Source organism: Bradyrhizobium sp. CB2312 (assembly GCF_029714425.1).
In the GTDB taxonomy this organism is placed as follows: domain Bacteria; phylum Pseudomonadota; class Alphaproteobacteria; order Rhizobiales; family Xanthobacteraceae; genus Bradyrhizobium.
Genome location: NZ_CP121668.1, coordinates 908178 through 934788, shown reverse-complemented (window position 1 = coordinate 934788; position 26611 = coordinate 908178). Strand labels below are relative to the sequence as shown.

The following is a 26611-nucleotide window of genomic DNA, read 5'->3' as shown; positions in this document are numbered from 1 at the left end:
AACAGACCGGAGGACGCCATGACCGAGATCGTCGCGCTGGAGGCGCTGGTCGCGCGCATTACGTCGGGACAGTCGCTGGCCATTCCCGTCGATAGTTCCGGCGTCGCGATGGCGGCGACCGCCGCGCTGCTCGAAACGGGTATCCGCGATGTCAGGCTGATCTGTGTGCCGATCTCCGGCATGCAGGCCGACCTCTTGATCGGCGCCGGCGCGATCGCCTCGCTCGAGACCAGCGCGGTGTCGCTGGGCGAGGCCGGCGGCGCCCCACGCTTCACGGCCGGCGTCAAGAGCGGCACGTTTGCATTGCGGGATTCGACCTGCCCCGCGATTTTCGCCGGCCTGCTCGCCGCGCAGAAGGGCGTGCCGTTCATGCCGATCGCCGGCATCATCGGTAGCGATCTCCTCAACGTGCGGCCCGACTGGCAGGTGATCGACAGTCCTGTGGGCGAGGCGCGCAAGGTCGTCGTGGTGCCGGCGATCTCGCCTGACATCGCCCTGTTTCATGCGCCCGAAGCTGACCGCGCCGGCAATATCCGCATCGGCCGGCATCGCGAGCTCGGCGACCTTGCCTATGCCGCGAAGCGCACGCTGGTCACGGTCGAGCGCATCGTCGACCGCAACTTGCTTGAGACGGAGGATTCGGCCGCCGGCGTGCTGCCCTCGCTCTACGTCGACGCCATTGCAATTGCCGCGCGCGGCGCCTGGCCGCTCGCGCTGTGGGACGAATATCCCGCCGACGAAGCCGAGATCGCGCGCTACGCGGCGATGGCGCGCAGCGAGGAGGGCTTTCGCGCCTATCTCTCGGGTTTCCTGTCGCATCGCAAGCAGGTGGCCTGATGTCGGCCGAGCGCGAACGGCGCGAGATCCTGATCGCCACCATCGCCGATCTGCTCGACGGCATCCGCCACGTCGCGGTCGGCGCCTCGTCGCCGATCCCCGCGGCCGGCGCCATGCTGCTGCGCGCCCGCAACAAACTCTGTGGCAAGCCGCCGGTGCGCATCTCGATCCTGGGATCGCAGGCGCATAATTTCTTCACCAATGGCGGCATCGAGTTGTTCGACTGCGCCGCGCAGGGCCGGGTCGATGCCTTCTTCCTCGGCGGCGGCCAGATCGACGGCCAGGGCAACATCAACCTGGTCGGCGCCGGCGATTATCCGGCGAGCAGCGTGCGCTGGCCCGGCTCGTTCGGCTCGGCCTATCTCTATCACCTCATTCCGCGCGTGATCCTGTTTCGCGAGGAGCATTCGCCGCGCGTGTTCGTGCCCAAGGTCGATTTCGTCAGCGCCCGGGCAATCACGCCGGAAGTGCCTCGCCGCGGCGGCCCGCATGCGCTGCTGACCAACATGGCGCTGTTCGACTTCGACCGCGAAGCGGGCCGCTTCGCGCTGCGCTCGGTCCACCCGCCCTTCACTCCGGCCGACATCAGGGAGAATACCGGTTTCGACTATGACGAGCCGGAGGTCGTGCGCGAAACGCCACGGCCCGATGCGGCGACGCTTTCGCTGCTGCGCGGACGCATTTTCGACGAGCTCGCCGAGACTTATCCGGCCTTTGCACGGGCCATGAGACAGGCGGCTTGACCCATCTTTGCCACGAAAAAAACACCGGCCTGACGGCAAGTGTCCGCCGGGACGGGTTTGGTGATGGGGCGAATCGCCGATGGGTGGTGCGGTGGTATTCCAGTCGGGTTTGACGGCGCAAACGGGATCGCAACCAATTTTTGGTTCGATAGTTGTTGGACGGGATTCTTCCGTGGCCTACGGCATACGAGCCTGACGATGCGCCCCAGCAAACCAATTCTGGCCGCAACCCTCCTCGCCTTGGCAGGTTCTTTGGCAGGTTCTTTGGCAAGTCCTTGGGCAAGTCCTTGTTTCGCCGAGTCTTCCGCGCCGATCCCGGTCAACAATCCGCAGCCCCTGCAGAACGCCTATATCGACCTCCTGGCGCTGATCTCCGGCCACTGCAAGACGCTGAAGGTCGCCGGGCGCACCCTCGCCTGCAAGACGGTGGCCTATGCCCATGGCGACAAGGGCCGGGTCAATTTCGCGGTCGCGGTCGACGATCCCACTGATGCGAATCATGTGGTGTCGTTCTCCGGGGAGAACGGCAAGCGCGCCGACGACAATTCCTACGAGCTGCCGGTCGACCGCATGCTGCTCAACTCCAAGGACCGGCCCAAGGTCGACGGCCTGCCGGTGCCGGCCGAGCAGATCTCCAGAGGTGTCTGCCGCCAGACCGGCAATTTCGCCGCCAGGAAGGTCAACGACGTCACCTGCTCGGCGACCGACAGCGAGGGCCGGACCTACGAGCTGCTGTTCGTCTCCGACGGTAAACCGGTGAGCGTGCGCCGCATCCGGCAATCGGCGCCGTCAATCCAGGATCCGTTCAAGTAGCGATCCTTGACCTCGCCCCGCTTGTCGTGGGCAGGCGTGCATCCTTCCGTTGAAACTCTGGGTCTTGCGGGTATGCTTCCGGCGCGCGTCCTCGTGGAGGAGGCCGGATTGCAACCGGAGGCAGGACCGAGACCCCAGCAATGCGTCAGATCACCGGGCTCGCGCGCGTCCTGATCCTCTGCCTGTTTGCAAGTCTGTCGCACCAATGCATCGCGGCTGACGGTCCGCGGCAGCGTTCGGTCCTGGTTCTGGAGGAAGCCGATTTTCGCTCGCCGTTCTATTTGGAGATATTTTCCGGCATCCGCGCCGCCGCGAAGCAGAGCGGCAATGCGCACACGGTGATCTACGGCGAGAGCCTCGACCTCGCCCGTTTCCCGGGACCCGACTATGAGGAGAGCCTGGTCGGTCACCTCAAGACCAAATATGCGCGCCGACCGATCGACGTGATCGTTTCGATCGGCGTCGCATCGGCGAAATTCCTTCAGCAACGGAAGCGGGAGATCTGGCCCGGCACCCCCGTCGTGTATGGCTTCGTGCCCGATCTGCCCGAGACGCGCGCGCTGTTCCTGCCCGATTCGACGGCGATCTTTACAACGGTCAGACCCGCCCATCTCCTGACTGCGGCGCGCGCCATCGTTCCCGACCTGACACGTGTCGTCCTCGTCGGCGACGCCTGGAAGAATCCGCTGGTCTACGGGTACTGGAAGCAGGACTTCGCGGCGGCGATGCCCGATCTCGAGGTCACCGATTTGTCCGGCCTGGTGCTCCGCGAGGTGCGCGAGCGAGTCGCCTCCCTGCCCGCCCGTTCCGCGATCCTGACCTCGGCGATGTATTCCGACGGCGAAGGCACCTATTATTCGCCGGCCTCGGCCCTCGCACGCGTCGCCGAGACCGCGAACCGCCCGATCGTCATTACGTCCGATACGTTCCTCGGCCGGTCGGGAGTCGGCGGCTTCCTGCTGCTGCCCGAAATCATCGGACGGGAAACCGGCGAAGTAGCGATGCGGATGCTCAACGGAGAAGCGCCGTCCAGCATCCCGCCCGTTGCAGGGAACAACGTGAAGCCGATCTTCGACTGGCGGCAGCTGCAACACTGGAACGTGGATGAAGCCAACCTTCCGCCAGGCAGCGAGGTGCGCTTCCGGGAAGCGACCTTCTGGGAGCGATATTACTGGCACTCGACCATCGTCGCGGGCGTGGTGCTGGTGCAGGCGCTGCTGATCACCGGCCTACTGCACCAGCGCCGCTTGCGATTCCTGGCGGAGATCGAGGCACGCCAGCGCATGTCGGAGCTCGCCCATCTGAATCGCCGCGCGACCGCGGGAGAGATGTCCGCCTCGATCGCGCACGAGCTGAGCCAGCCACTGGCCGCCATCATGATCAATGCCGAGGCCGCCAAGGAGGTGTTGCGGCATCCCACGCCGGACCTTGCCGAAGTCCGAAACATCCTGGACAACATCCGCCACGACGATCAACGCGCAAGCGAGGTCATCGGCCGGCTGCGGATGTTCCTGAAGCGGGATCCGACCGAGCGGCGCGAGCTCGACCTCAACGCGACGGTCGGGGAGGTGTTTCGATTCCTGTCCGTGCAGGCCCTGACCCACGATGTCGGGCTTGCGACGGAGCCCTCGCCCGCCGACATTCGCGTCAAGGCCGACAAGGTCCAGCTGCAGCAAGCCATCCTGAATCTGGTGGTGAACGCCATGGATGCGGTCGCCCATCTTCCCGATGAGCGGCGCCGCGTGGTCGGCCGAACCAGTCTCGTCGACGGCAACCAGGCAGTCGTCTCCATCGCCGATGCCGGCGACGGCATCCTCGCGGACAAGCTGACCGAGATCTTCAAGCCGTTCTTCACGACCAAGGTGCAAGGCATGGGCATCGGCCTGTCGATCGCGCGCACCATCGTCGAAGCGCATGGCGGCCGGATCTGGGCCGAGAACGCGCCGACGGGCGGCGCCGTCTTTCACATCAGCTTGCCGCTGGCAGCGCCGAGCTAAAGCATGATCCGGAAAAGTGCGAAGCGGTTTTCCGAAAAGATCATGCTCAAACAACAACCTAAAGCGCGATGACGATTCATCTCAATCTCATCGCGCTTTAGGCAGCCATCTTATGGAGCGACCCATGACGCGCGACCGTCTGTTTCTGCTGCGCCCTGGTTTCGAGGACCCGGCGTTTCCGAACCAGCGCTTCTATTGCTGGCACTGCGCGCTGATCGAGGGCGTGCTGGCCTCGTTTCCGGCGCTTGCCGAAAAGCTCGACGTCGACCGCATCGCTTGGCCGCGGCCGCGGCAGGCGGCGATCGCGCTGGTCGGCGAAGAGAACCAGTCGTTGCCGCTGCTCGTGCTGGCGGAGGACGCGACATCGCGGCACCAGACCGGCAGCCATCAGGGCCGCGCCTTCATCGCCGACAAGGACGCGATCCTGGCGGCGCTCTCCGAGCGCCATGGATTTCCCGATCCCCATCCGTAGGTCTTGTAGCCCGGATGGCGTCCCGAAATGAGGGAAGATCGGCATTGCGCGCATTCCTCCTCGTCTCGCATATTCCGTTCAGCACGCAGTTCGAAAGATCCGCCTCATGACCAGCCCCCTCCCCGCCCTCATCGTCGTCGACGTCCAGCGTGCGTTCGACGAATGGGAAGCGGCGGGCAAGCGGCGCAACAATCCGGACGCGATTAAGCGTATCGCCGATCTGCTGAAGGCATTCAGGGCGAACGGCGCACCGATCTTCCACATCCGCCACGAGGGCACCAAGCCGAACTCGACATTCCTGCCGTCGCGTACCGGCTACGCCGTCAAGGACGAGGCGCGCGAGCAAGCGGGCGAGCCCGTCATCGTCAAGCGCGTCAACAGCGCCTTCATCGGCACCGATCTCGAGCAGCGCCTGCGCGCGCGTCACATCACCACGCTCGTGATTTGCGGCGCCACCACCAATCATTGCGTCGAGACCACGACGCGGATGGCCGGCAATCTCGGCTTCGATGCGCGTCTCGTCCGCGATGCGACCTGGACCTTCGACCGCATCGGGCCTGACGGTGACGCGCATTCCGCCGAGGCAATCCATGCGATGACGCTATCGAATCTGAACGGCGAATTCGCGCGCATCGTCACCACCGGCGACGTGATCGCGTCATTCGCGGCGGAGTGATGGCGGCGGCGCGATCGACATCGCCGATGCGACAATACATCTCACGAGACTCGATGATTCCTGCAGAATGAGACTGCGCGCGCTGCGTCGTTTCGACGCCCGCACTGGACGGAACGCAGCCGACCTCCATCTGTTGTCACACGACATTCAACTGGAGTGATGACATGAAGTATCTCTTTGTCGCGCTAGCGGTCGGAGCTGCGGCGCTTGCCGGCGGATCTGCGGCGCACGCGGCCAACAACACAAGCGCGAAGCAAAGCGCGCGAGGAAGCCAGGCGACCGACATCAGCGCACAGCACCGGCACCATTATCACGGCCATCGCCATCATCATTGGCGCCCTCACCACGGCCATTATCGTCCGCACTACAGGAGCTACGGCTACTATCCGCGGCACCACGGCTATTACGGTGGCGGACCCTACGGATATTACGGCGGTGGCGGTCCCGGCGTGACGTTCAGCTTCGGCGGCAACCGCTGGTAACGTAAAAGGCCCGCAGCGATGCGGGCCTCTCTCTCAATGATGGTCTGATCGTCAAGGCCGGGCCTGTTCCGGCCATCTACATTCCTTTCGGCGACCAAGACGTGGATGCCCGGGTCAAGCCCGGGCATGACGAAATAACTATGCCCGCAGGATCAGCCTCGCCGTCTCCAGCCCGCTCGCCAGCGCTGCCTCGACCGTGCCCATGTCGCGGCCGCGATAGAGCGCTTCGCCGGAGAACAGCACGGGACCATCGGCGCGCGCGAGCATCGTCTGCACCGCGCGCGTACGCGGTGTTGCCCAGGAATAGGCGCCGCGGGCCAAGGGATCGTGCGCCCAATTGATCGCCGCAGCCGCGACGAGGTCGCGCGCGACCTCCTCGCGCGACAAGCCGAAGATGGCGGCGAGCGATTCGATGCCGGCATCGACAAGTCCCTGTGGATCGAGGCCTTGCAGCTCCGCCGTCCGCGGACCGCCGAACCAGCCTGTGAGCACGGGATGCTGACCCGGATATCGCGTCCACCACACCGGGATCGTTTCGCCCGACAGCAGGAAGGTCATGTCGGCGAGATCCTGCTTGCGCTCGCGCCACCAGGGCCGCGCGAAACGCAGCACGATCTTGACGACGTTGCCGAAGCCGATGTCGTCGCTGGCCGCCGCCTTTACGCGTGCACGCGCCGGCAGCGCGATGTCGCGGAGCAGCGGCAGCGGCACGGTGAGGATCACGCGATCGCAGCCATGCACCTCGCCGCTGGCGCAGCGAACGGCCAATACGTCGCCCTCCTCCGCGATGGCCGATACCATGCAGCCGAGACGGATCGTGGCGCCGTGCCGGCGGCACTCGGCCGCCAGAAACTCGATCAGCGCGCCATAGCCGCCATCGATGCGCGCCTGCACGCGGTGGCCGCCGTCCATCCATTCCTCGCGCAGCGCCAGAATGGAGGCGCATTCGGGATCTGCGGCGTCGTAGCCTTCGACCATCCGCTCGATCGAATGGCGCAGCTGCGCATATTCCTCCCCGGCGAAGTGACGGCGCAGGAATTCGGCGACGGTGAGGTCGTCCTTCAGCTCCCTGAGCACCGCATGAAGCTCCGCCTCATGCGGATCGCGGCGATCCTCGCGCGACAATTTTGTGCCGTCAAAACTCCGCTGCGTGCCTTCGATCTCCTGCAATGACAGTCCGGCCTCGCGCAGCAGAGCGCGTGTGACCGGCGCCTCGCCATGGACGAATTCGGCGCCGCCGTCGGCGGGATAGCCGAATTCCGACGCGGGCAGCGGATGGATTCGGCCGCCGCAGCGCTCGCGCGCCTCCAGGATCGTCACCGTCCGGCCCGCACGCGAGAGCTCGCGCGCCGCCATCAACCCGGCCGCCCCGGCGCCGACGACGATGATGTGCTCCGATCTGTCCGACATGCCAGCGCTTTATTTCGCTACGGCTTGCGGATCGTTCTTGATCAGATAGCGCAGCAGCAGCACACCGCCGCCGAGCTCCCGGGTGCTCTCCAGCGTCATCGCCGTGATCGGCGCGCGCTTGTCGCCATCCGCGTCGGTCGAATCGAACACGAACGGGGCGCCTTTCGCGCCATCGATCGCGGGGCTGAGGATCAGGTTGAATTCGTCGATGAGACCGGCGCGCAGGAACGCACCATTGGCGACACCGCCGCCTTCCACCAGGAGACGCTTCACCCCTAGCTCGCGATTGAGGATGTCGAGCGCCAGCACCAGGTCGATCTCGGACGCGCCGGCGAAGATGTAGGACACACCCTCGCCGCGGAGCCCGGCCAGATGCGAATCCGGCACGCCCTCGGTCAGCACCACCACGATCGGATCGCCGCCGATATCCGAACGGCCCCAACCGATCTTGCCCTGCGCATCGAGCACGACGCCGTAGCTCTTCACATCCGGCTTTTTGCCGTCGCCCCAGGCGAACCAGCTCTTGCGTGGAAAGGTCTCGCCGGGCGTCTCGGGATAGGGCTTGCCCTTGGCGAACTCCGAGCCGGTGACGCGGCCGATCGCCCAGGCATCGCCGCCGAGCTCGTCGTGAATCTTCTCGAACCAGTCCGTGCCCGCGCCCTTCGGACGCCAGCGGCTCGGATGCGTGCGGCCATCGAGGCTCGAGTGCATCAGACAGATGACGTAGGGCTTCATTGCAGTTCTCCGCTTGTCAGGCCGTCTCGCCGCCCTTGGCACGATCGTTGACGATCACCGCGAGCGGATTGAGCTTGGGCGGCGCGACCAGCTTGAGCGTGTTGCTGTCGTGATGGTTGAACGGCGCGCCGCGCACGAACAACTCGGTCTGGATCAGATAGCTCCAGCTTCCGTCATCGTTGAAGGTGATGTCGCAACGGTAGGAATCGGTGCGGAAGGCCTGTTCCAGGAAATCGGTCGAGCAGATCCCGTAGGCGGTGTCGCCACGTTTCGCCGTGACGGAGATTGTCTTGTCATCCGGCTTGGCCTTGCCAGAGGCGAGCAGCACCTGCCCGCGCGGGATCGCCAGCGTCTGCATGATCAGCCCAGTCGCGGGCTCCCACAGCCAGTAGCCGACCTGATCGTGGAAGGTGATGTCTTCCTCGGGCGTGTTGATGTGGATGTGGTAGCGCAGGCCATAGAACAGCTGCGGGCCGTTGGCCTGCGGATCGATCGGGTCCATCCGGATGTGCTCGATGAAGGTCCGACGCTCCGGCCCTTCCGCCTTCGGATTGATGTCGATGCCCTTGTCCGCCTGCCAGGTGCCGGCGAGCCGGCGGAGCGGACCAAGATTGGCAAGGGCGTCAGGCGAGACGTCCTCGGGCTCGGTGAAGATATCAGCGGGAATGGGAAGCATGGGGGCCTCGCGGGAAGTTGCTGAGGCAGCAATAGCACGGAGACGGGTACCTGGCGCGTGCTCGAGCCTCACAATCGCGAATGGACGTCGGCGCCCCGCGCAGGTGATCGTCGGGCTTCAAGGGAGTTCGCCAAGGGAAATACGACGACCGACGGCCAGGGACTTCCACGGCCGCCGACACAACCCGAAGCCGATCCCGCCAACTGCAGCCGCGCTACTTCAACGCCAGCCCGCCGCCAACGCGATGCTGCTGCAATACGCCGAAGTCTCACCGGTGCGCCAGCCGGTGACCCGTCCCGCCTCCTTGCACTCGTCGTAGCTCTTGTAATTGCCGACGTTTCGGCACGTGGCCGAGTACACGCCGCCCGAGGCGTTGCAGCCGACCCAGGGCTTGTCGCCTGTTTTGAAGCTCGATTGGCAGCCGCCGGCGCAGCTGCCCGTTTCGCGCTCGAGCTTGGCGAGCTTCGCGACATCCGACATCGGCGCTGCGGGGGTCACAGCGACGGCTCGGGGCGCGGCGATAGACCTCGTGCTCCGGATCGTCGGGTGATGCGCCGCCCTGTGCGGCCTCACCACATGCTTCGGCGCCTCGACCATGACGCCGGGAAGCTGGGTGTCTGCGGGTGTCGGTTGCGACATTGCCGGGCCGCCGAAGGCGCACAGCAGTGCAATGGACGAGATGGCGACAGCGGGACGCGCAAGGAAGCGAGACGAGATTCGCATGGACCTGTCCTTCCAAATGTGGGGACAGTCAATTCCATCCCCCGAATGGAAAGTTATCACGTGCGAAATGCAGTTGCATCGCTGAATCATGCAACTAGCTACGGGCCAGGCTGCGCGCGATCAACGATGCACCCGCCTGGCGCGGGTTCAGCCTGCCTTCGAACCGGTGACGGCAGCAAGCGCCTCGACGAGCCGGTCGAGATCGGCCTCCTCGGTGTAGAGCGACGGCGTCACGCGGATGCATTGACCCCTGGCGACGCCCGCGCGGCGAACCGTCAGGACCTTGTGGGTGTCCCTGAGCTTCGCCACGGTGGCGTCATTGTCGGCCTTGCTCGTCTTGCCGGCCAGGCGGAAGGACGTGATCGCACCATACAGGCCAGCCTCGTCCGGTGTCAGGATCTCGATGTCCTTGAAGCCCCTGCTACGACTGACCCAGTAGTCGCGCAAATAGCGCAGGCGGGCCTGTTTCGCCGCAGCACCGATCTGCTGATGGAGCTCGACCGCCGCGGGTACCGTCAGCACCGTCGCGAAATTGACCGTGCCGGTGTGCACCCGCGAGCGGATGTCGGTTTCCGGGAAATCCTCGTCACCGAGGTCGCGATCAATGTCGGCGAGGCGGCCCTTCTTGATGTAGAGGAAACCCACGCCGAGCGGCGCACCGATCCATTTGTGCAGGTTGAAGCCGGCAAAATCGACCTCGAGCTCGCTCACCCTAAAGTCCAGCTGGCCCCAGGAATGCGCGGCGTCGACGATGACGTCGACGCCCTTCGCCCTCGCCATGCGGGCGATCTCGGTGACCGGCATGATGAGGCCGGTGCGATGGCTGACATGCGTGAGGAGGAGAAGCCTGGTCTTCGGATTTGCCTCGAGGGCGCGGGCATAGGCGTCGAGCACGGCCTGACGGGTGGCCGGCTCCGGCACCTCGAACTTGACCACGTCGACGCCGCGGCGCGCCTTCAGCGCGTTCATGGCATATTGCATCGAATCGTAATCGAGGTCGGCGTAGAGCACGCTGTCGCCGGGCCTCAGTCTGTTGTAGCCGCTGATCAGCAGCTGCAGCGCTTCGGTCGCGCCCCGGGTGAGCGCGATTTCCTCCGGCGCAGCTCCGACCGCCGCCGCCACCTTGGCCCGCACGGCCTCGAAATCCGCGCCCGCCCGCTGCCGCGCGTAATAGGTGTTCTGATAGTTGATCATGTCGGACAGGCGGATGAACTCGCGCCGCACAGGCTCGGCCATGATGCCCCAATAGCCGTTCTCCAGATTGACGACGTCGGGCGTCACGGCGTAGAGCCCCTTCACGGCCGTCCAATAGGCCTTGTCGGTGGCGACCACGGCCGCCGACCCGGTCGGCTGCACCGGCAGGCCCTCGGTCGCCATGACCGGCGCCGCCAGCGGCGCGACGGCTGCGGCCGCGAGGCCCTTCAGGATCGACCGGCGGTCGGAAGAAATTGCCTTGATCAGATGCATGTCCGCCCTCCGCGATGCGCGGCGAAGGGAGAGCAGCAATCCATGGAACGCCGATGACAGGGCGACGACAGTCTGACGACGCCGGGCGTGCCCGTCGACCGGAGACCGCTCTCAGGCCGCCTTCGACATCGATCTCGCACGCTGCTCGAGCACGCCGATCGTCGCGACCAGATTGTCGCGTCGCCCGCGAAGGGTCAGCGCGAGCAGCGGATAGGCCGGCTGCTGCACGTCGAACACCCCGGCTTTCGCCTCTTCTTCGAGAATGTCGGTGTTGAGCAGCCGCACACGCCACCACAGATCGGCGATCAATCCATCGAGCCGAAGTTCATCGGCAGCACCAGAACGGGACACTTCCTGCATCGCTTTGCCTCAACCTGAAACGGTCTCCATGCCGGGACCGGGCTTTGGTCCTGACTGAGCAAGCGGAGTGCCAGGAATGGGCGGATGGGATCGGGTACAGCGAGCTGCTGTTATGCTTAATATGGCGGCGTGAGCGCTCGGCATGGTGGTCCGGCTAAATCGCGGTCGGAGAAGCCCGTTTTCCCATTGGAGCGGTCGAATTCGCGAGACCAGGCCGGGCTTTTGGCCGAATGGGATCGCGATTTCACACGGGAGAGGTCCCCCTTGTGCGGCCACGCACAGGATCAATCGGCGACAATCGGCCCAAACGCCTCCCATCGGGCACCAGTGAAGCGCATCATTCGGAACTCCTTGACCACACGATAGTCGGCCACGCCCGTGTTGACGGAGAGCCCCGGGAGCAGCAGATCAAGTTTCACGCTTTTCAGGTTCGTCGCTTGCGCCATGACATTCTCGCGCGAGAGGTCGTCACCGCATTGCTTCAAGACCTGGACCAGCAGCTCGGCGGCGCTATAGCCATAGACCGTGAAGATGCTTTTCCGGTCGCCTCCCGGATAGTAGCCGTCCATGAAGGCGCTCCAGCGCTTCATGCCTTCGTCATCACGCCAGGTCGGGTCATCGGCCTCCTTGAACGAGCTCGCCGAGATGATGCCCTTTGCGTTCTCGATACCGGCGGGGCTCAGGACCGCGTCGATCGAGGACGAACCGACGCCGAGGAGATGAACCGGCTTCCAATCCAGCTCTGCCATCTTTCTGATGACCTGGGCGGCGAACTTCGAGGCAGCCATATTGACGAGAACGTTGACGCCGGCCGCCTTGAGGCGCACGACCTGCGAGTCGACGGTCGGGTCCGTCACATCGTATGAAACGTCACTGATGATGAGTTCGGCTGCCCTTGCGCCGAGTGCTTCCTTCAAGCCGGTCAGATAATCCCTGCCACTCTCATCATTCTGGTAAAGCAGGCCGATTCTGGCATTCGGATAGTTATCCAGGATGAAGCGCGCGTAAACGCGAACCTCCGTGCGCAGATTGGGAGCAAATCCCATCGTCCAGGGGAAGTTGACCGGATCCTCGAAACGCGTCGACCGCCCGGCCACGAAAAGCTGAGGGATCTTGCGGTCATTGAGATATTTCTGAACCGCGATGTTCGAGGCGTTGCCGAGCGTCTCGAATGTGAACAGCACCTCGTCGCTCTCTATGAGCTTGCGGACCTGCTCGACTGTCTTGGACGGCGTCGCCGCATCATCGTAGGAAATCAACGTGATCTTGCGCCCATTGACGCCGCCATGATCATTGATCATGCGGAAATAGGCCGCCTGCACCTTGCCGATCACCGAGGATGCCGAAAGCGGACCGCTATAGGGCATCGTCTGGCCGATCTTGATCTCGGTATCACTTGCGCCAGGACCATATTGATGGCCGCCAAATTGACGATCACCAGCAAGCAAAGGGGGCGTGATGAAAAGTCCGGCCACAAGGATTGCCGCTCTGGCAGCATTCGTGCGCAAGCTCTTGCTCATCGCTGCAACCCATCGCTGGAGCGGAGCTCGCGGATCCGGGCGCCGTTCACGACATGCATGCTTCCTCGCTGGCTGAAGAGCGAACTCATCGCGCCGCCCGCGAGAAAGCTGTTCAGCCGGATGGGATCAGAGCAGGCCAGCGCTGTCCAACGAGCCCTGCCCGCAGTGCGCTAGGAAATCTTCCCGATGTTCGGCAAGCCTACGATCGGCAACAGCCAGCAGCGTTGGGGCGCAGCACCTGCTCGGTACGCTGGAAGAATATCTTGCCAGCCTCGATCAGGCCGCGATGCCGAGTGCTGCGGTTGAACCGCCGCACGCCGAGTTGCGCCTCGAGCTCGCCGATGTCGCGACACCGAGCCCGGCGCTGTGGCCGGCCGCAGAGAAGCTCTTGCGGATGGTGCTGACAAACAGCTCCATGGCCTGAAGGCGATCCATCGATCTTTTCATATTTTGCAAAAGAGATGCTCAGACTCCGCCAATGGTTGGAAAAGACTCAAGTCTGTAGCCTTCGGTCAACATGGCCATAAACGGCCGCGCTGCAACGGGGAGGACTGCATCCATGGAATTCGGGCTCTTCGTCCTGTCGCAGCGGCGCGGCTATCATCAGTCCTCGCGGCAGGTGAACAAGAACACGGTCGCGCTCCTGTTTCTCGTCGCCGCGACGACGCTGGCGCTCCAGACGGGCGCCGCGGGGGCCCAGACCGCCGCGGAATCCTGGCCGAACCGCGCGATCACCTGGGTGGTCCCGTTCGGGGCCGGCGGCGTCACCGACCTCGTCCCGCGCAAGATCGCGGAGCTGCTGCGGACGCGGCTTGGGCAGCCCGTGGTGGTGGAGAACCGACCCGGCGCTGGCGGGACCATCGGGACGGAGTTCGTTGCCCGGGCCCAGCCCGACGGCTACACCGTGCTCTACGCCTCCGGCGGACCGATGACGATCCAGCCGAACCTGGGGATGGCGAAGCTCAACTACGACCCGCTCAAGAGCTACGTCCATATCCGCGGAGTGAGCTCGGCGAACCAGATCCTCGTCGCGACCGCAGCAGCGCCCTACAGCACGCTTGCTGAGTTCGTCGCCTACGCGAAGGCTAACCCGGGCAAGGTCAATTTCGGCTCCCCCGGCCCCGGCACCGCCCAGCACCTTGCCGGCGAGATGTTCCAGGCGGCCGCCGGCATCAAGCTGACCCACGTGCCCTACAAGTCGGGCTCGAGCCAGATGACCGACATGATGTCGGGCATCCTGGACGTCTCCTTCGATTACCTCGCCGTGCTCAGGCCGCTGATCGACACCGGCAAGGTCAAGGTGCTCGGCACCACCGGCACGGCGCGGCTGGCCGCGCTGCCCGACGCGCCGACGGTGCTCGAGGCCGGTTACCCGGACGCCGTCAGTGTCGGCTCGACCTGGGTCTCGGTCCCGGCCGGGACCGACCCGAGAATCGTGGGCAGGCTCTCCGAGGCGCTGACCGCCGTGCTCGCCGACCCCGGCATCGTCGCGGACCTCGCCACCAACGGCCAAGTGTCGATCGCTGACAAGGGGCCAGCCGAGATGGGCCCGTTCATCGTCGAGGAGACCGCACGCTACAAGCGGGTGATCGAGAGCGCGGGCATCGCCGCGCATTAGCGCAGGCGCACGATTGGGTAGATCGCGCACGCGAAGGAGTGGCCGTCGGCTACATGCTGCAAAAGGATCTGCTGCTGCCGTGGCGCAGCGTGCTCGACAACGTCATGCTCGGGCTAGAGATACGCAAAACGCCCAAGCCGAGCGCGAGATCGGAAATCGAACCACCGACATTTGGTGGGTAGAAGTCATGGTGCCCAGGGGCGGAATCGAACCACCGACACTGCGATTTTCAGTCGCATGCTCTACCAACTGAGCTACCTGGGCATGCTCCAAGAGAGGGGCCAAGGCCCATCGAGCGGGCGGTTTATAGTGGGCTGAGAGCGGCCTGTCCACCCGGCTTCGCCAAGAGGCTTCGCCGGGCGCGGCCCGGCTGTGTACAAGCTGGGGCTGGCTTGCCGCGGCTGGCGCGCGGCGCGGCCGTCGCACGAACAAGATATTGATATTACTTATCTATTCGACGTCATCGACCTCGTCGTCGCGGCCGGGGATGACGTAGGAGCCTTTCAGCCAGCGGTTCAAATCGACGTCGCGGCAGCGCGAGGAGCAGAACGGGCGGGTGGCATGCTCGGTGGGCTTGCCGCAGATCGGGCAGGTTTTGAGCGGGCCGGTGGGCTTTTTGACGAGGTCGTCCATGACGGGCGCAGCTTACACGGGGTGGAGGACGTCAAGCGCCGGTCGGCGCTCAGGTTCCGGGAGCAGCGGCGCAGGCGTGCCCGCCGGGGTCCGGCCGGGCCATTCTACTGTGCATGGGGTTGTTTTCGAGATTTTTATCGGCGCGCTCACACCGCGGTGGCGTTGAGCCAGCCGAAGCGGATCGGAAAGCCCTCGCCTCCGAGCAGGGTCGTGGTCTCGTAGAGCGGCAGGCCGACGACGTTGCTGTAGGACCCGACCATCTTCACCACGAACGAGCCGGCGATGCCCTGCACGGCGTAGCCGCCGGCTTTGCCGCGCCATTCGCCGGAACCGATATAGGCCTGGATGTCGTCCTCGGAGAGGCGCTTGAAACGGACGCGGGTCTCGACCAGGCGCTGGCGGAACGCCTCGCGCGGCGTGACGAGGCAGATCGCGGTGTAGACGCGGTGGTTGCGGCCCGACAGCAGCCGCAGGCACTGCGCGGCCTCGTCCACCAGATTGGCCTTGGGCAGGATGCGGCGGCCGACCGCCACGACCGTGTCGGCGGAGAGGATGAAGGAGCCGCGCAGCTCGTCGTCGAGCTGCACCGATTTGAGCGCCGCGTCGGCCTTGGCCCGGGCAAGGCGGTTGGCGCAGGCGCGCGGCAGCTCGCCCCGCCTCGGCGTCTCGTCGACGTCGGCCGGCCGGAGCGCATCCGGCTCGATGCCGGCCTGGTTGAGCAGCGACAGGCGCCGCGGCGAACCGGAGGCAAGTACGAATTTGGGGCGGCCGAGCATCAGGTGATTTGGGGGATGAAGCGGGGTGAATTGCGCGCGGAACCTATCGGAAGGGGGCTGATTTCACAACCGGGAACCCGAGCTTAGGTGATTCGAGGCTTCCGATAAGCGTGTGCCTGCGCTCTGTGACGCGGGTGTTACGGACCCTCGATGCTACCCGCTCGCCGCGCCCGCCTTGGCGAAACGCCGGCGGATGCGCATCAGGAGCTGGTCGCAGACGTCGCGGTAGGCGGTGAGCTTCTGGTCGCGGCTGCCCTCGATGGTGGTGGGGTCGTGCGTCGGCCAATATTCGACGTCGGCGGCGAGCGTGCGGGTCAGCTCCAGCGCCTTGTGGTGCGCTTCGGGCGAGAGCGTGATGATGAGATCGAAATTGAGCCCCTCCCAATCCTCCAGCTCCTCGAAGGTCTGCGGCTTGTGGATGGAGATGTCCTGGCCGAGCTCGGCCATCACCGATACCGCGAACGGATCGAGCTCGCCCTTCCTGGCCCCGGCCGACTTCACGTAGAGGCCTTGCGGAAACATGTGCCGCAGCAGGCTCTCGGCCATCGGCGAGCGCACACTGTTCATCGCGCAGGCGAACAGCACCGATTGCGGATCGCGTGCGCGTGAGGGCGCAGCCATCCGCGATCAGCCTTTCCAATGGAGAACAGTAATGAGCGTGAACAGCCGGCGCGAGGTCTCGAAATCGACCCGCACCTTGCCCTTCAGCCGCTCTTGAAGCGTGCGCGATCCCTCGTCATGGATGCCGCGGCGGCCCATGTCGATGGCCTCGATCTTGTCCGGCGTCGCGGTGCGGATCGCCTGGTAGTAGCTGTCGCAGATCATGAAGTAGTCTTTCACGATCCGCCGGAACGGCGTCAGCGACAGCAGATGCGCGACCACGGGCGCGCCGTCCTCGCGGCGGATGTCGAACATCAGGCGGTTGCCGGTGATGCCGATATGCAGCGTGAACGGGCCCTGCCCGTCCGCGCCATCGGGCGCGAACAGATTCTGCTCGATCAGATCGTAGATCGCGATCGCGCGCTCATGCTCGATGTCGGGCCCGGAACGGCCGATCGAGTCCTCGTCGAGCGTGACGCCGACGATACGGTTCTGCGAGTCGTCCTGTTCGGGCGGCTTTGTCATGACAGATTGAGGCGCAATCCAATCGAGCGCGAATGGGCGTCCAGTCCTTCCGCTTGTCCGAGCGTCATCGCGGCAGGTCCCAGCGCACGCAACTGGTCCGGCCCGCATTTCAGGATCGAGGTGCGCTTCATGAAATCGTGCACCGAGAGGCCTGAGGAAAACCGCGCCGAGCGCGCCGTCGGCAGCACGTGGTTGGAGCCGCCGACATAATCGCCGATCGCCTCGGGCGTGTGCGCGCCGAGGAACACGGCGCCGGCATTGCGGATCCTTACGGCGAGCGCGTCGGGATCGGTGGTCATGATCTCGAGATGCTCGGCCGCGATCGCGTCCGCGAGCGGGACCGCGTCGGCGAGAGTCTTCACCATGATGATGGCGCCGAAATCGGCCCAGGAGGCGCTGGCAATCGCGGTGCGTGGCAGCGTCTTCAGCTGCGCTTCGACGGCCTTTTCGACGTCGGCGGCGAGCCGCGCGGAGTCCGTGATCAGGATCGACTGCGCGCTGGCATCGTGCTCGGCCTGCGCGAGGAGATCAGCGGCGATCCAGTCGGCATTGCCGGTATCGTCGGCGATGACCAGCACTTCGGAAGGGCCGGCGATCATGTCGATGCCGACCTTGCCGAACACCAGCCGCTTTGCGGCAGCGACATAGGCATTGCCGGGGCCGACGATCTTGGCAACCGGCGCGATGGTGGCGGTGCCGTGCGCGAGCGCGGCCACGGCCTGTGCGCCGCCGACGCGGTAGATCTCGGTGACGCCGCCGAGATGGGCTGCCGCCAGCACAAGCGGATTGAGCTTGCCGTCGGGCGAGGGCACCACCATCACGAGGCGCGAGACGCCCGCGACTTTCGCCGGCACCGCGTTCATCAGCACCGAGGATGGATAGGCCGCGGTGCCGCCGGGCACATAGAGGCCGGCGGATTCGATTGCGGTGTAGCGCCAGCCGAGCTCGACACCGAGCGGGTCGGTGAAGCGCTCGTCCTTCGGCAGCTGACGGCTGTGATAGGTCTCGATGCGGTCGCGCGCCAGCTTGAGCGCATCCAGCGTCGCGGCATCGCAGGCCTTCACCGCGGCCTCGATCTCGGCGGCGGTGACGCGCAGGCCGGATGCATCCAGCGTCAAGCGATCGAACTTGGCGGTGGCCTCGAGCAGGGCCGCGTCGCCGCGTTTGGCCACATCGTCGACGATCGCGCGCGCGGCGGCCTCGACGTCGGCCGAGACCTCGCGCTTGGCGGCGAGAAAGGCCGCGAATCGCTGGTCAAAATCGGCGCTGCTGCGGTCGAGACGAACGGGCATTTTGGCTTGGCTTTCGGCTGGTCTTTTGGGGCGGATTGGCTCACCCGGCCCCTGCTCAATGGCGCGGCGGGAAAGCGGCGTCAACCCTTGCTCGGTGCCGCTCCGGCGAACGCCTGAGCCGGCTCGGCTGGTATACAGGGGACCTCACCCCTCCCCCTCGATCTCCAGTCCCGTTCCCAGTTCGTCCGCCCCAAGATCGGTCAGCTCGCATTCCAGGCATTCGACGTCGAGACGGATGGCGCCGCCCTCGGCAAACAGCAGCAGGGCGCTCCCGCTCGGCTCCTCGGCGCGGCCGTCCTGGGGGTGAAACTCGATGCCGACGAGGTCCAACACCTTGTCCGGCGCGGCCAGATCGATGTTGCGCGACTTGCAGGCGAGCACGCGGTCGAAGCGAAGCGCGGCGACCAGCCGGCGCGGCTCTGCCTCACCCGCGAGCGTCTGCTCCCAGTCGAGCCGGCTCATGCCGACCACAAGCCGCTTCTCGCTCTGCCGCCAGATGATGTCGGAGGCCTGCACGCGGGCATCCTGGACATGGGTCGAGATCACGGCGAGATCGTCGGCATCGAGCGCGATCATCTTGAGCTGGGGAGACATCGCTGGCGCTTCTCCTTCAGGACGGACAGTGCTCAACGCGCGCAGGCGCCGAAATTTCCCCACAACTAACGGGCCGGCCGGCTAGACGCTATTGATATCCTCCATCTCCAGCACCTTCCGCGGATACCCCTCCCGGGCAACATGGATCATGGCGCGGCCCATCTGCTCGGTCGAGGTGACGAGCGAAGGCGAGATCCGGCGCAGCACCGACCAGAGCGGCCAGGTTGCAGTATACACGGCCTGCACCCAGGCGGTCTTGGAACGGGCACCGTGCAGCGGCTGGATCGCCCCCGGCCGGAACATGTAGGCGCCCTTGAACGGCAGCTTGAGCAGATCGTTCTCGGTCTTGCCTTTGACACGCGCCCACATCCGCGAGCCCTGCTCGGTGGAATCGGTGCCGGCGCCGGTGACATAGGTGAAGGTCATCTGCGGATTGAGCCGCGCCAGCGTCGTCGCCGCCGCGAGCGTGAGGTCGTAGGTGAGATGGCGGTAACGCTCCTCGCTCATGCCGATCGAGGAGACGCCGAGGCAGAAAAAGCAGGCGTCGAAGCCTGTGAGCTGGGCTTCGATCGGCGAATAATTCAGGAAGTCATCGTGGATGATCTCGGCGAGCTTGGCGTCGTGTACGCCCGTCGGGCTGCGGCCGATCACGAGCACGCGCTCGATGCCGGGATCGATCAGGCACTCGCGCAGGACGCCCTGCCCGACCATGCCGGTCGCGCCGAAGATGATCACTCGCATCGCGATGTCCCCACCGATGTCGCGGCTCATGCGGCGACCGCGATCTCGTCGAAGGATACACCGGTCAGCGTTGCCGAGACATCCCACAGCATGGCCGCCGCGGCAAAGTCCTTCGCCTGCGGCATGATCCGCGCAGGTACCGGCGGGCCCTTCAATTCATAGAACCAGTTCGGGCCGTAATAGCCACCGGGCTCGGCGGCCGGCGAGGTCGCGGCGAACAATGTGGGCAGCGCGCCTTCGGCCGCGGACTGGCTCATCAACGGCTGGAGCAACCGGCCGACCCGCCATTGGAACGTGTTTGCGCCCGGCCCGTTCGCAATGAGATCGGTCCGCGCATAGCCGGGGTGCGCGGCAAGGCTCGTCACGCCCCAGCCGGCGGCGAGGCTGCGACGCTGCAATTCCAGGGCAAACATCAGCATCGCCAGCTTGGACTGGCAGTAGGCCCGCCACGGACGATAGGAGCGCTGGCTCTGGAGATCGTCGAAATTGATCGCGCCGGAGCGGTGCGCAAGGCTGGAGAGATTGACGACACGCGCGGCCTTGGCGCGGCGAAGCTGCGGCAACAGGCGTGCCGTCAGCGCGTAGTGGCCGAGATAATTGGTGCCGAGCTGCATCTCGAAACCATCCTCGGTCTGCTGCCGCTTCGGCAGCGCCATCACGCCGGCATTGTTGACGAGGAGATCGAGCTGCTCGTTGCCGGCGGCAAAGCGCCTGGCGAAGTCGGCGACGGAGGCAAGGCTGGCGAGGTCGAGATGCTCGTACGCAATCAACGCATTGGGAAAGCGTGCGCAAATGCCCTCGATCGCGCGCAGGCCCTTTGCGTCGCTACGCCCGGTGAGTATGACAATGGCCCCGGCGCCCGCCAGCGCCATTGCCGTCTCATAGCCGAGGCCGCCTGTCGCCCCGGTCACGACGGCGGTCTTGCCGCCGAGAGAGGGGATGTCTGCCGTCGTCCAGTCGGTCATGCCATGTCTCCGTTCGGGGGCTGGAATGAGGCCCGCGATCGGTCTAAATGTGCACTGAGTGCAAATTTGCAAGAGGTGAAATGATTTGAAGGTTTCGAAGGCCATCGGGAAGCGTGCCAAGCCATTGGCCGTGGAAGGAAAATCGCCGCCGACTGCGGGCCTGCGCCAGCGCAAGCAGCAGGCGACGCGCGAGCGCCTGACCCGCGCGGCGATGGCGCTGTTCCGCGAGCGCGGCTTCGAAGCCACCACGATCGACGACATTGCGGCCAAAGCGGAGATGTCGCGCCGCAGCTTCTTCCATTACTTCGCGTCCAAGGAGGACGTGGTCGCCGCCTGGCAGGAAGATGCCGCGGCCGCGCTGGTCGCCGAGATCCTCGCAAGGCCTGCGGACGAATCCATGCTCACCGCGGCGGAGAATGCCATCGCCGCAGCGGTCAAGCGCGTCGATCCGGCCGAGGCGACGGCAATGTCGCGGCTCAAGCGGGACAACCCCGCGCTTCATGCGCGCGACCAGCTCAAATACGAGAAGCTCGAGCGCGCGCTGGCCGATGGGCTCGCCCAGCGCGCGAAAAGCAAGTCGGACATGGCGAAGGCCCGGCTCGTCGCCATGATCGCCACCGGCGCAATGCGCGTCGGCGGCGACAGCTGGATGGGCGAAGGCGCGCGGGAAAAGCCGGAAGTTTTCGTGAAGCGGACCTTCGATGCGATCCGGGCAATCTTGAAGTGACATTCTTCCCCTCTCCCCTTGCGGGAGAGGGTGGATCAATCGCGCTCTGCGCGATTGAGACGGGTGAGGGGTTGTCTCCGCATACTCACTCTCAAATGCATTCGCGGATAGAACCCCTCATCCGGCGCTTCGCGCCACCTTCTCCCACAAGGGGAGAAGGAAGACACCTTACTCCTTAAAAAACGCCAGCAGGTCGGCGTTGATCGTCTCGGCGTGCGTGGTCGGCATGCCGTGCGGGAAACCCTTGTAGGTCTTCAGCGTCCCCTTCTTGAGCAGCTTGGCCGAGAGCGGGGCGGAATCAGCGTAAGGCACGATCTGGTCGTCGTCGCCGTGCATCACCAGCACGGGGACGTTGATCTTCTTGAGGTCCTCGGTGAAGTCGGTCTGCGAGAACGCAACGATGCCGTCGTAATGCGCTTTCGCGCCGCCCATCATGCCCTGGCGCCACCAGTTCTGGATCACCGCTTCGGACGGTTTTGCGCCGGGACGGTTGTAGCCGTAGAACGGGCCTGCCGGGAGGTCGCGATAGAATTGCGTGCGGCTGGCGGCGAGCTGCTTCTGCAGGTCGTCGAACACGCTCTTCGGCAGACCGCCGGGATTGGCTGCCGTCTGCACCATCAGCGGCGGCACCGCGGAGAGGATCGCGGCCTTCGCCACCCGGCTCTCGCCGTGGCGCGCGATGTAGTGCACCACCTCACCGCCGCCGGTGGAATGGCCGACATGGATCGCGTTCTTGAGATCGAGATGCGCGGTGACTGCGGCGAGATCGTCGGCGTAATGATCCATGTCGTGGCCGTCGGCAACCTGCGACGAGCGGCCGTGGCCGCGACGGTCATGGGCGATGACGCGGTAGCCGCGCGTGACGAAAAACATCATCTGCGCGTCCCAATCGTCTGACGACAGGGGCCAGCCATGGCTGAACACGATCGGCTGGCCCGCGCCCCAGTCCTTGAAGAAAATCTCGACGCCGTCTTTGGTGGTGATGGTGGGCATGGTGGGCTCCTTTAGTGAAAGACGTCATTCCGGGGCGCGCGAAGCGCAAACCCGGAATCTGGAGATTGCTAGATCGAGATTCCGGTTCATCGCTACGCGATACCCCGGAATGACGGGCTGTTGGCGATCAGGCAAACGTCATCGGCTTGAAGCGGCGCCAGGCGCCGATCGTCAGCACCACGAAGAACACCAGCACGATGCCCTGCACCACCGCGAACACCGGCCCCGAAGGCGGCGCCGGCGGCACGGCGGGCGCGAGCGCGGCCAGCGCCGGCACCTTCAGGAACGACTGGATCACCAGCACGAAGACGTTGAAATAGAGCGAGATCATCGCGGTGACGATGTAGACCGGACGCCAGACTCCGGAGAGCTTCCTGCCGTAGAGCGCGAAGCAGGCGATCGCGAGCAGCACCAGCGAGATGATGCCGATGATGTGCGAGGGCAGCAGCTCCTTGAACGGAAACAGGAAGCCGGTGGCGCTGGTGAGGATGGTGAACAGCAGGAAGATCGCGGTGAGGCCCGGCATCGAGTTCGAACCGAGCAGGCCGAACATCACGACAAGGCCGGCGGCGATGGCGATCAGGCTGATGATGACATGGACCAGTGTGAAGGCGGGCAGGCTCAACCCAAGGACCATGGCATCTCTCCTACGCTCTGCATTGAGATGAGAGTAGTATTACGCTCCTCATGGTCACATGCGTTGTCGTCACATGCATGTGCACGGCCATGCGTCATCGTGCGAATCGACAAACGCATGGCTGATTTTTTTTTGCAAGGCTGTCGCAAACGACAGCGGGTTTTCGACGAAAGTCGAAGCGATCGTTCACACGTCCTTGGTGTCGAAGATCAAGATGTCAGCGCCGCCGCTGGCGAATTTCGGCACGTCAGCTCCGGTCGCCTGGCCTTCCGGGCTGGCGAATGCCGCCTGGATGTCGGCAACGCTGCCGAAGGTGAGAATGGCGACGAGATGGATTCCGGTCGGGCCGGCGGGGGAGCCGACCGGCCCCTTGCTGACGGCGTATTTCTTCAGGCCGGGAAGTTTCTTGGCGAGTGGAATGTGGGTCTCGGCATAGTATTTGTCGAAGGCCGCGGCATCCTTGGGCGTTTTGTAGAGCACGACGATTTCAGCCATTTAGTCCTCCCGTTGAATCTTTTGTTCGCTCGTTCAGCTTTCGATCCTCATGGTGAGAAGGCGCGTTAGCGCCTCTGCGGACGATGCTTTCGCATCGCCGCGCGAACCATGAAGGCCCGGGTCGCCGTTCCGGGCCTCGATCCTTCGAGACGCCGCTGTCGCGGCTCCTCAGGATGAGGCGATAGTCTGTGGGACAAGGCACGATGGCAAGCCTCATTCGACTTGCCATTTGCTTGTCTTGTCCTTGACTTATTGTTTGAGCACGATCTTTTCGGAAAACCGCTTCACACTTTTCGCTGACGCGGCCCTTCGGGTCCGGATCGTGCTCTAAAGCGCCGGTTTTGCGGCGTCGCCGAGATAGCCGTGCAGGGAGGCGACGACCTGCGCGCCCTCGCCGATGGCGCCGCCGACGCGCTTGACCGAGCCGGAGCGGACGTCGCCGACGGCGTAGACGCCGGGCACCGAGGTCTCGAGCGGCGCCACCAGCTTGCCCTGATTCAGCTCGGACTGCGCGCCGGTGACGACGAAGCCGCCGCGATCGAGCGTCACGCCGCAGCCGTCGAGCCAGCTGGTGGCGGGATCGGCGCCGACGAACAGGAAGAGGTTGTGGATCTCGGCTTCGTCCTCGTCGTCCGAGAGCCGGCTCTTCCAGCGGATGCGCCGCAAGAGCGAGGTCTCGTCGCCCTCGAGCGCGGTGATCTCGGTGTTGAACATCAATTCGATGTTCGGCGTCGCTTCGATGCGCTCGATGAGATAGCGCGACATGCTGGCCCCTAGGCCGCCGCCGCGGATGATCATCAGCACGCGCTTGGCGTGGCCCGACAGGAACACGGCCGCCTGCCCCGCCGAATTGCCGGCGCCGACCAAAGCGACCTCCTCGCCGGCGCAGAGCCGCGCCTCGACCGGCGAGGCCCAGTACCAGACGCCGCGTCCTTCGAACGTGTCGAGGTTCGCGATGTCGGGACGGCGATAGCGCGCGCCGCTCGCGACCACCACCGCGCGCGAGCGCAAGGTGTCGCCGCAATCCAGCGCCAACGCGAAGGCGCCGTTGGTACGCGAGCAATCCAGCGAGCTCACCGACATCGGAATCATGATCTCGGCGCCGAATTTCTGCGCCTGGGTGAAGGCGCGCCCCGCCAGCGCCTGGCCCGAGATGCCGGTCGGAAAGCCCAGATAGTTTTCGATGCGCGCGCTGGCGCCGGCCTGGCCGCCGAAAGCGCGGGTGTCGACGACCGCGACCGAGAGGCCTTCGGACGCCGCATAGACCGCGGTTGCAAGTCCCGCCGGTCCGCAGCCGACGATCGCAACGTCGAAGATGCGATCGTCCTTGGCGCCGCCGATCATGCCGATGGCACGGCCGAGCTCGGTCTCGCTGGGATTGCGCAGGACGGTGCCGTCGGCGGTGACGACGAGCGGCCAATCCTCCGGCTTCGGCGAATAGCGCGTGATGATCTCGGCCGCGTCATGCTCGCTGTCGGGGTCGAGCAGATGATGCGGCTGGCCGTTGCGGGTGAGAAAGCCCTGCAGGCGCACCACGCCGACGGAGTTCGACGGCCCGATCAGCACGGGCCCGCCGATGCCGCCCTGGATCAAATTGACCCGGCGCAGGATCAGCGCGCGCATGATGCGCTCGCCCAGCTCGGCTTCGGCCACCAGCAGCGCACGCAGCCGGTTCGGCGGAACGAGGAGCACCTCGACCTCGCCCTCGGCGCGTCCGTCGACCAGCGCCGGCCTGCCCGAGAGCTGGCCGAGCTCGGCCAGGAACTGCCCCGGCCCCTGATCGATCACCGGCGTGACATGGCCGAGCCCGTCGCGCTGGGTGATCGCGACGTGGCCCGCCAGCACCACGAACATGCCGGGACCCTGCTTGCCGGTCTCGAACAGCAGCTCGCCGTCTTTATAGCGCCTCAACTCACCGAAATGGCGCAGGCGCTCGATCTCGGCCGGCGCCAGCGCCGGAAAAGTCTGCTCGGGACGCGTGAACTGCGGCATGAGCGCGTTCCTGTCGGTTCGTTGCACCTCGTCCTTCGCCATTGTCATTCTCGCTCATTGCAAAACCTAGCCGCCGGCCTTCCCGGCGGCTTCCTCGTCGAGGGAACCGTTATCGTTCTGCTCGGGCTCGGTACCTGCGGCGCGTTCGCGCGCCTGCACCTTCCGTCGCTTCAGATTTTCGCGCAGCGCCGATTTCAGCCGGTCGTCCCGGGACGTCTTCGCCTGCCGCGCGCGCTTGTCGTTCTCGTCGGCCATCACAGCTCCATTCACGGGATCGGCGATAACATGCCCCATCAACGTGGCAGCTCAAGAGGCGCGCGCAATTCGATCGTGCGAAACTCCAAATGAGTCGAATCCGGCAAGCGGGCCAACTGGCCAGTTGGGTGGGGATATCGGAACCCGAATCGGCAGAAAGTCGGTCGTTTCGCGCCAAAACGGGCATTTTGGCCCCAATATCGGCCCGATTTTCTCGTTTTGACGGAGCTAGCAAGCTTGCACAGGAGGGGGGGTTGTGGCAGATATCGGCCCGCTTGGTAGGCCCCTTGGCGGCCGATTCTGATCCCAGCACATGCTGCCGTAGCTCAGTGGTAGAGCACTCCATTGGTAATGGAGAGGTCGACAGTTCAATCCTGTCTGGCAGCACCATTTTCTTCGGTTCAATCACGCGCAGATCAGCATTCTCGCGGCACCAGACGCCCGAGTTTTGCTCTCCTCTTTCGCCCTCTTCCAATGAAGAGGGCGCAGGGAAGGCCGGGTGCCGGCTGGCACCCATGATCCGCTGCGCGAAGAATTGCACACGCAAATGCGCAGGCGGGAAACAGGTGGGCCGGAAAACACCCGGCCTTCCCTGCGCGATGGTCTGACGGCTTATACGCGCTCTCCCCGGAGCCGAGTTCCTTCTGGCCTCCGTCACCTCGCGAATTGGCGACGTCCCGAAACCCGGTTGAGCCTCGATCCATCTCCGCAAGGCTTGACCGTAGCAACGACGGTCAGGACCACGCGCTTTCGCCGTACGCAGCTGGCCCGGCTTCGCTTGAGTAGCTTCGCCGGACACAGCGCCGTCCGTCCGCACGGAGCGAAGACCTCACGAGGTTCATCTCGCCCTGGTTCCG

30 protein-coding genes, 2 tRNA genes and 1 pseudogene are annotated in these 26611 nt (G+C 65.1%); 11 read left to right on the top strand and 22 right to left on the bottom strand.

Annotation, left to right across the window (positions count from 1 at the left end; translation table 11 throughout):
* The first annotated feature begins 18 nt into the window (after positions 1-18).
* The 7 genes from QA642_RS04475 (at position 19) to QA642_RS04445 (ending at position 6020) form a co-directional block, all read left to right on the top strand.
* On the top strand, positions 19-837 hold the full coding sequence (locus QA642_RS04475) for a CoA transferase (RefSeq protein WP_283083574.1): 819 nt from the start codon (positions 19-21) through the stop codon (positions 835-837).
* Positions 837-1580, top strand: coding sequence for a CoA transferase (locus QA642_RS04470; RefSeq protein ID WP_283083573.1), 744 nt, complete (start codon positions 837-839; stop codon positions 1578-1580). Before QA642_RS04475 ends, QA642_RS04470 begins: the two co-directional genes overlap by 1 nt.
* A 198-nt stretch (positions 1581-1778) precedes the next feature.
* Complete coding sequence (locus tag QA642_RS04465; RefSeq protein ID WP_283083572.1) at positions 1779-2393, top strand: hypothetical protein; 615 nt, start codon at positions 1779-1781, stop codon at positions 2391-2393.
* Positions 2394-2533: 140 nt separating this feature from the next.
* Positions 2534-4390, top strand: a complete 1857-nt coding sequence (locus QA642_RS04460; RefSeq protein ID WP_283083571.1) for an ATP-binding protein — start codon at positions 2534-2536, stop codon at positions 4388-4390.
* 124 nt (positions 4391-4514) lie between these two features.
* Complete coding sequence (locus QA642_RS04455; protein ID WP_283083570.1) at positions 4515-4862, top strand: DUF3088 domain-containing protein; 348 nt, start codon at positions 4515-4517, stop codon at positions 4860-4862.
* 106 nt (positions 4863-4968) lie between these two features.
* Positions 4969-5538, top strand: a complete 570-nt coding sequence (locus QA642_RS04450) for a cysteine hydrolase family protein (RefSeq protein ID WP_283083569.1) — start codon at positions 4969-4971, stop codon at positions 5536-5538.
* A gap of 164 nt (positions 5539-5702) precedes the next feature.
* A complete protein-coding gene (locus tag QA642_RS04445) occupies positions 5703-6020 on the top strand; it encodes a hypothetical protein (RefSeq protein WP_283083568.1) in 318 nt (105 codons plus the stop codon).
* A 138-nt stretch (positions 6021-6158) separates the two neighbouring features.
* Here the strand turns inward: QA642_RS04445 and QA642_RS04440 are convergent, their stop codons facing one another.
* The 8 genes from QA642_RS04440 to QA642_RS04405 form a co-directional block, all read right to left on the bottom strand.
* On the bottom strand, positions 6159-7430 hold the full coding sequence (locus tag QA642_RS04440; RefSeq protein ID WP_283083567.1) for an NAD(P)/FAD-dependent oxidoreductase: 1272 nt from the start codon (positions 7428-7430) through the stop codon (positions 6159-6161).
* 9 nt (positions 7431-7439) lie between these two features.
* Complete coding sequence (locus QA642_RS04435) at positions 7440-8165, bottom strand: dihydrofolate reductase family protein (RefSeq protein ID WP_283083566.1); 726 nt, start codon at positions 8163-8165, stop codon at positions 7440-7442.
* Between the two features lie 16 nt (positions 8166-8181).
* Complete coding sequence (locus QA642_RS04430) at positions 8182-8841, bottom strand: heme-binding beta-barrel domain-containing protein (RefSeq protein ID WP_283083565.1); 660 nt, start codon at positions 8839-8841, stop codon at positions 8182-8184.
* 219 nt (positions 8842-9060) lie between these two features.
* Positions 9061-9564, bottom strand: coding sequence for a hypothetical protein (locus QA642_RS04425; RefSeq protein WP_283083564.1), 504 nt, complete (start codon positions 9562-9564; stop codon positions 9061-9063).
* A 147-nt stretch (positions 9565-9711) separates the two neighbouring features.
* Positions 9712-11031 carry an aminotransferase class V-fold PLP-dependent enzyme gene (locus tag QA642_RS04420; RefSeq protein WP_283083563.1) on the bottom strand — a complete coding sequence of 440 codons (1320 nt, stop codon included), beginning with the start codon at positions 11029-11031 and terminating at the stop codon, positions 9712-9714.
* 111 nt (positions 11032-11142) lie between these two features.
* Entirely contained in the window at positions 11143-11391 is a 249-nt protein-coding gene (locus tag QA642_RS04415; protein ID WP_283083562.1) for a hypothetical protein, read from the bottom strand.
* A 284-nt stretch (positions 11392-11675) separates the two neighbouring features.
* Entirely contained in the window at positions 11676-12911 is a 1236-nt protein-coding gene (locus QA642_RS04410; RefSeq protein ID WP_283083561.1) for an ABC transporter substrate-binding protein, read from the bottom strand.
* A gap of 276 nt (positions 12912-13187) precedes the next feature.
* On the bottom strand, positions 13188-13346 hold the full coding sequence (locus QA642_RS04405; RefSeq protein WP_283083560.1) for a hypothetical protein: 159 nt from the start codon (positions 13344-13346) through the stop codon (positions 13188-13190).
* Positions 13347-13470: 124 nt separating this feature from the next.
* Between QA642_RS04405 and QA642_RS04400 the strand changes: the two genes are divergently transcribed.
* Both QA642_RS04400 and QA642_RS04395 read left to right on the top strand, forming a co-directional pair.
* Positions 13471-14529 (top strand): tripartite tricarboxylate transporter substrate binding protein, encoded by a 1059-nt coding sequence (locus QA642_RS04400; RefSeq protein WP_283083559.1) that lies wholly within the window; start codon positions 13471-13473, stop codon positions 14527-14529.
* A 44-nt stretch (positions 14530-14573) separates the two neighbouring features.
* Positions 14574-14654, top strand: a pseudogene (locus QA642_RS04395) (spermidine/putrescine ABC transporter ATP-binding protein); the annotation flags it as partial.
* A gap of 63 nt (positions 14655-14717) precedes the next feature.
* Here the strand turns inward: QA642_RS04395 and QA642_RS04390 are convergent.
* The 9 genes from QA642_RS04390 to QA642_RS04350 form a co-directional block, all read right to left on the bottom strand.
* A tRNA-Phe gene (locus tag QA642_RS04390) sits at positions 14718-14793 on the bottom strand.
* Positions 14794-14979: 186 nt separating this feature from the next.
* Positions 14980-15162 (bottom strand): DNA gyrase inhibitor YacG, encoded by a 183-nt coding sequence (gene yacG, locus QA642_RS04385; protein WP_027561446.1) that lies wholly within the window; start codon positions 15160-15162, stop codon positions 14980-14982.
* A gap of 146 nt (positions 15163-15308) precedes the next feature.
* Positions 15309-15938: a Maf-like protein gene (locus tag QA642_RS04380; protein ID WP_283083558.1), complete on the bottom strand. Its 630-nt coding sequence runs from the start codon at positions 15936-15938 to the stop codon at positions 15309-15311.
* 153 nt (positions 15939-16091) lie between these two features.
* Positions 16092-16559, bottom strand: a complete 468-nt coding sequence (locus tag QA642_RS04375; protein ID WP_283083557.1) for a low molecular weight phosphatase family protein — start codon at positions 16557-16559, stop codon at positions 16092-16094.
* Positions 16560-16565: 6 nt separating this feature from the next.
* Entirely contained in the window at positions 16566-17063 is a 498-nt protein-coding gene (locus QA642_RS04370) for a UPF0262 family protein (protein WP_283083556.1), read from the bottom strand.
* Positions 17060-18355 (bottom strand): histidinol dehydrogenase, encoded by a 1296-nt coding sequence (gene hisD, locus QA642_RS04365; protein WP_283083555.1) that lies wholly within the window; start codon positions 18353-18355, stop codon positions 17060-17062. The genes QA642_RS04370 and hisD overlap by 4 nt, the downstream gene beginning before the upstream one ends.
* A 144-nt stretch (positions 18356-18499) precedes the next feature.
* A complete protein-coding gene (locus tag QA642_RS04360; protein ID WP_283083554.1) occupies positions 18500-18949 on the bottom strand; it encodes a DUF2948 family protein in 450 nt (149 codons plus the stop codon).
* Between the two features lie 81 nt (positions 18950-19030).
* A complete protein-coding gene (locus QA642_RS04355) occupies positions 19031-19690 on the bottom strand; it encodes an epimerase (RefSeq protein WP_283086799.1) in 660 nt (219 codons plus the stop codon).
* A gap of 26 nt (positions 19691-19716) precedes the next feature.
* Positions 19717-20655 (bottom strand): SDR family oxidoreductase, encoded by a 939-nt coding sequence (locus tag QA642_RS04350; RefSeq protein ID WP_283083553.1) that lies wholly within the window; start codon positions 20653-20655, stop codon positions 19717-19719.
* A gap of 85 nt (positions 20656-20740) precedes the next feature.
* On the opposite strand from QA642_RS04350, the gene QA642_RS04345 reads away from it, so the two are divergent.
* Entirely contained in the window at positions 20741-21382 is a 642-nt protein-coding gene (locus QA642_RS04345; protein WP_283083552.1) for a TetR/AcrR family transcriptional regulator, read from the top strand.
* Between the two features lie 168 nt (positions 21383-21550).
* On the opposite strand, the gene QA642_RS04340 is transcribed toward QA642_RS04345, so the two are convergent.
* The 5 genes from QA642_RS04340 to QA642_RS04320 all read right to left on the bottom strand — a co-directional run bounded on the left by QA642_RS04340 (position 21551) and on the right by QA642_RS04320 (position 25754).
* A complete protein-coding gene (locus QA642_RS04340) occupies positions 21551-22375 on the bottom strand; it encodes an alpha/beta hydrolase (RefSeq protein WP_283083551.1) in 825 nt (274 codons plus the stop codon).
* Positions 22376-22502: 127 nt separating this feature from the next.
* Positions 22503-23012 carry a hypothetical protein gene (locus tag QA642_RS04335; protein ID WP_283083550.1) on the bottom strand — a complete coding sequence of 170 codons (510 nt, stop codon included), beginning with the start codon at positions 23010-23012 and terminating at the stop codon, positions 22503-22505.
* Between the two features lie 186 nt (positions 23013-23198).
* Positions 23199-23507, bottom strand: coding sequence for an EthD family reductase (locus QA642_RS04330; RefSeq protein ID WP_283083549.1), 309 nt, complete (start codon positions 23505-23507; stop codon positions 23199-23201).
* Between the two features lie 327 nt (positions 23508-23834).
* Positions 23835-25541 carry an FAD-dependent oxidoreductase gene (locus tag QA642_RS04325; protein WP_283083548.1) on the bottom strand — a complete coding sequence of 569 codons (1707 nt, stop codon included), beginning with the start codon at positions 25539-25541 and terminating at the stop codon, positions 23835-23837.
* 24 nt (positions 25542-25565) lie between these two features.
* Positions 25566-25754, bottom strand: coding sequence for a hypothetical protein (locus QA642_RS04320; RefSeq protein WP_283083547.1), 189 nt, complete (start codon positions 25752-25754; stop codon positions 25566-25568).
* Between the two features lie 315 nt (positions 25755-26069).
* Between QA642_RS04320 and QA642_RS04315 the strand changes: the two genes are divergently transcribed.
* A tRNA-Thr gene (locus QA642_RS04315) sits at positions 26070-26144 on the top strand.
* Positions 26145-26611: the final 467 nt, after the last annotated feature.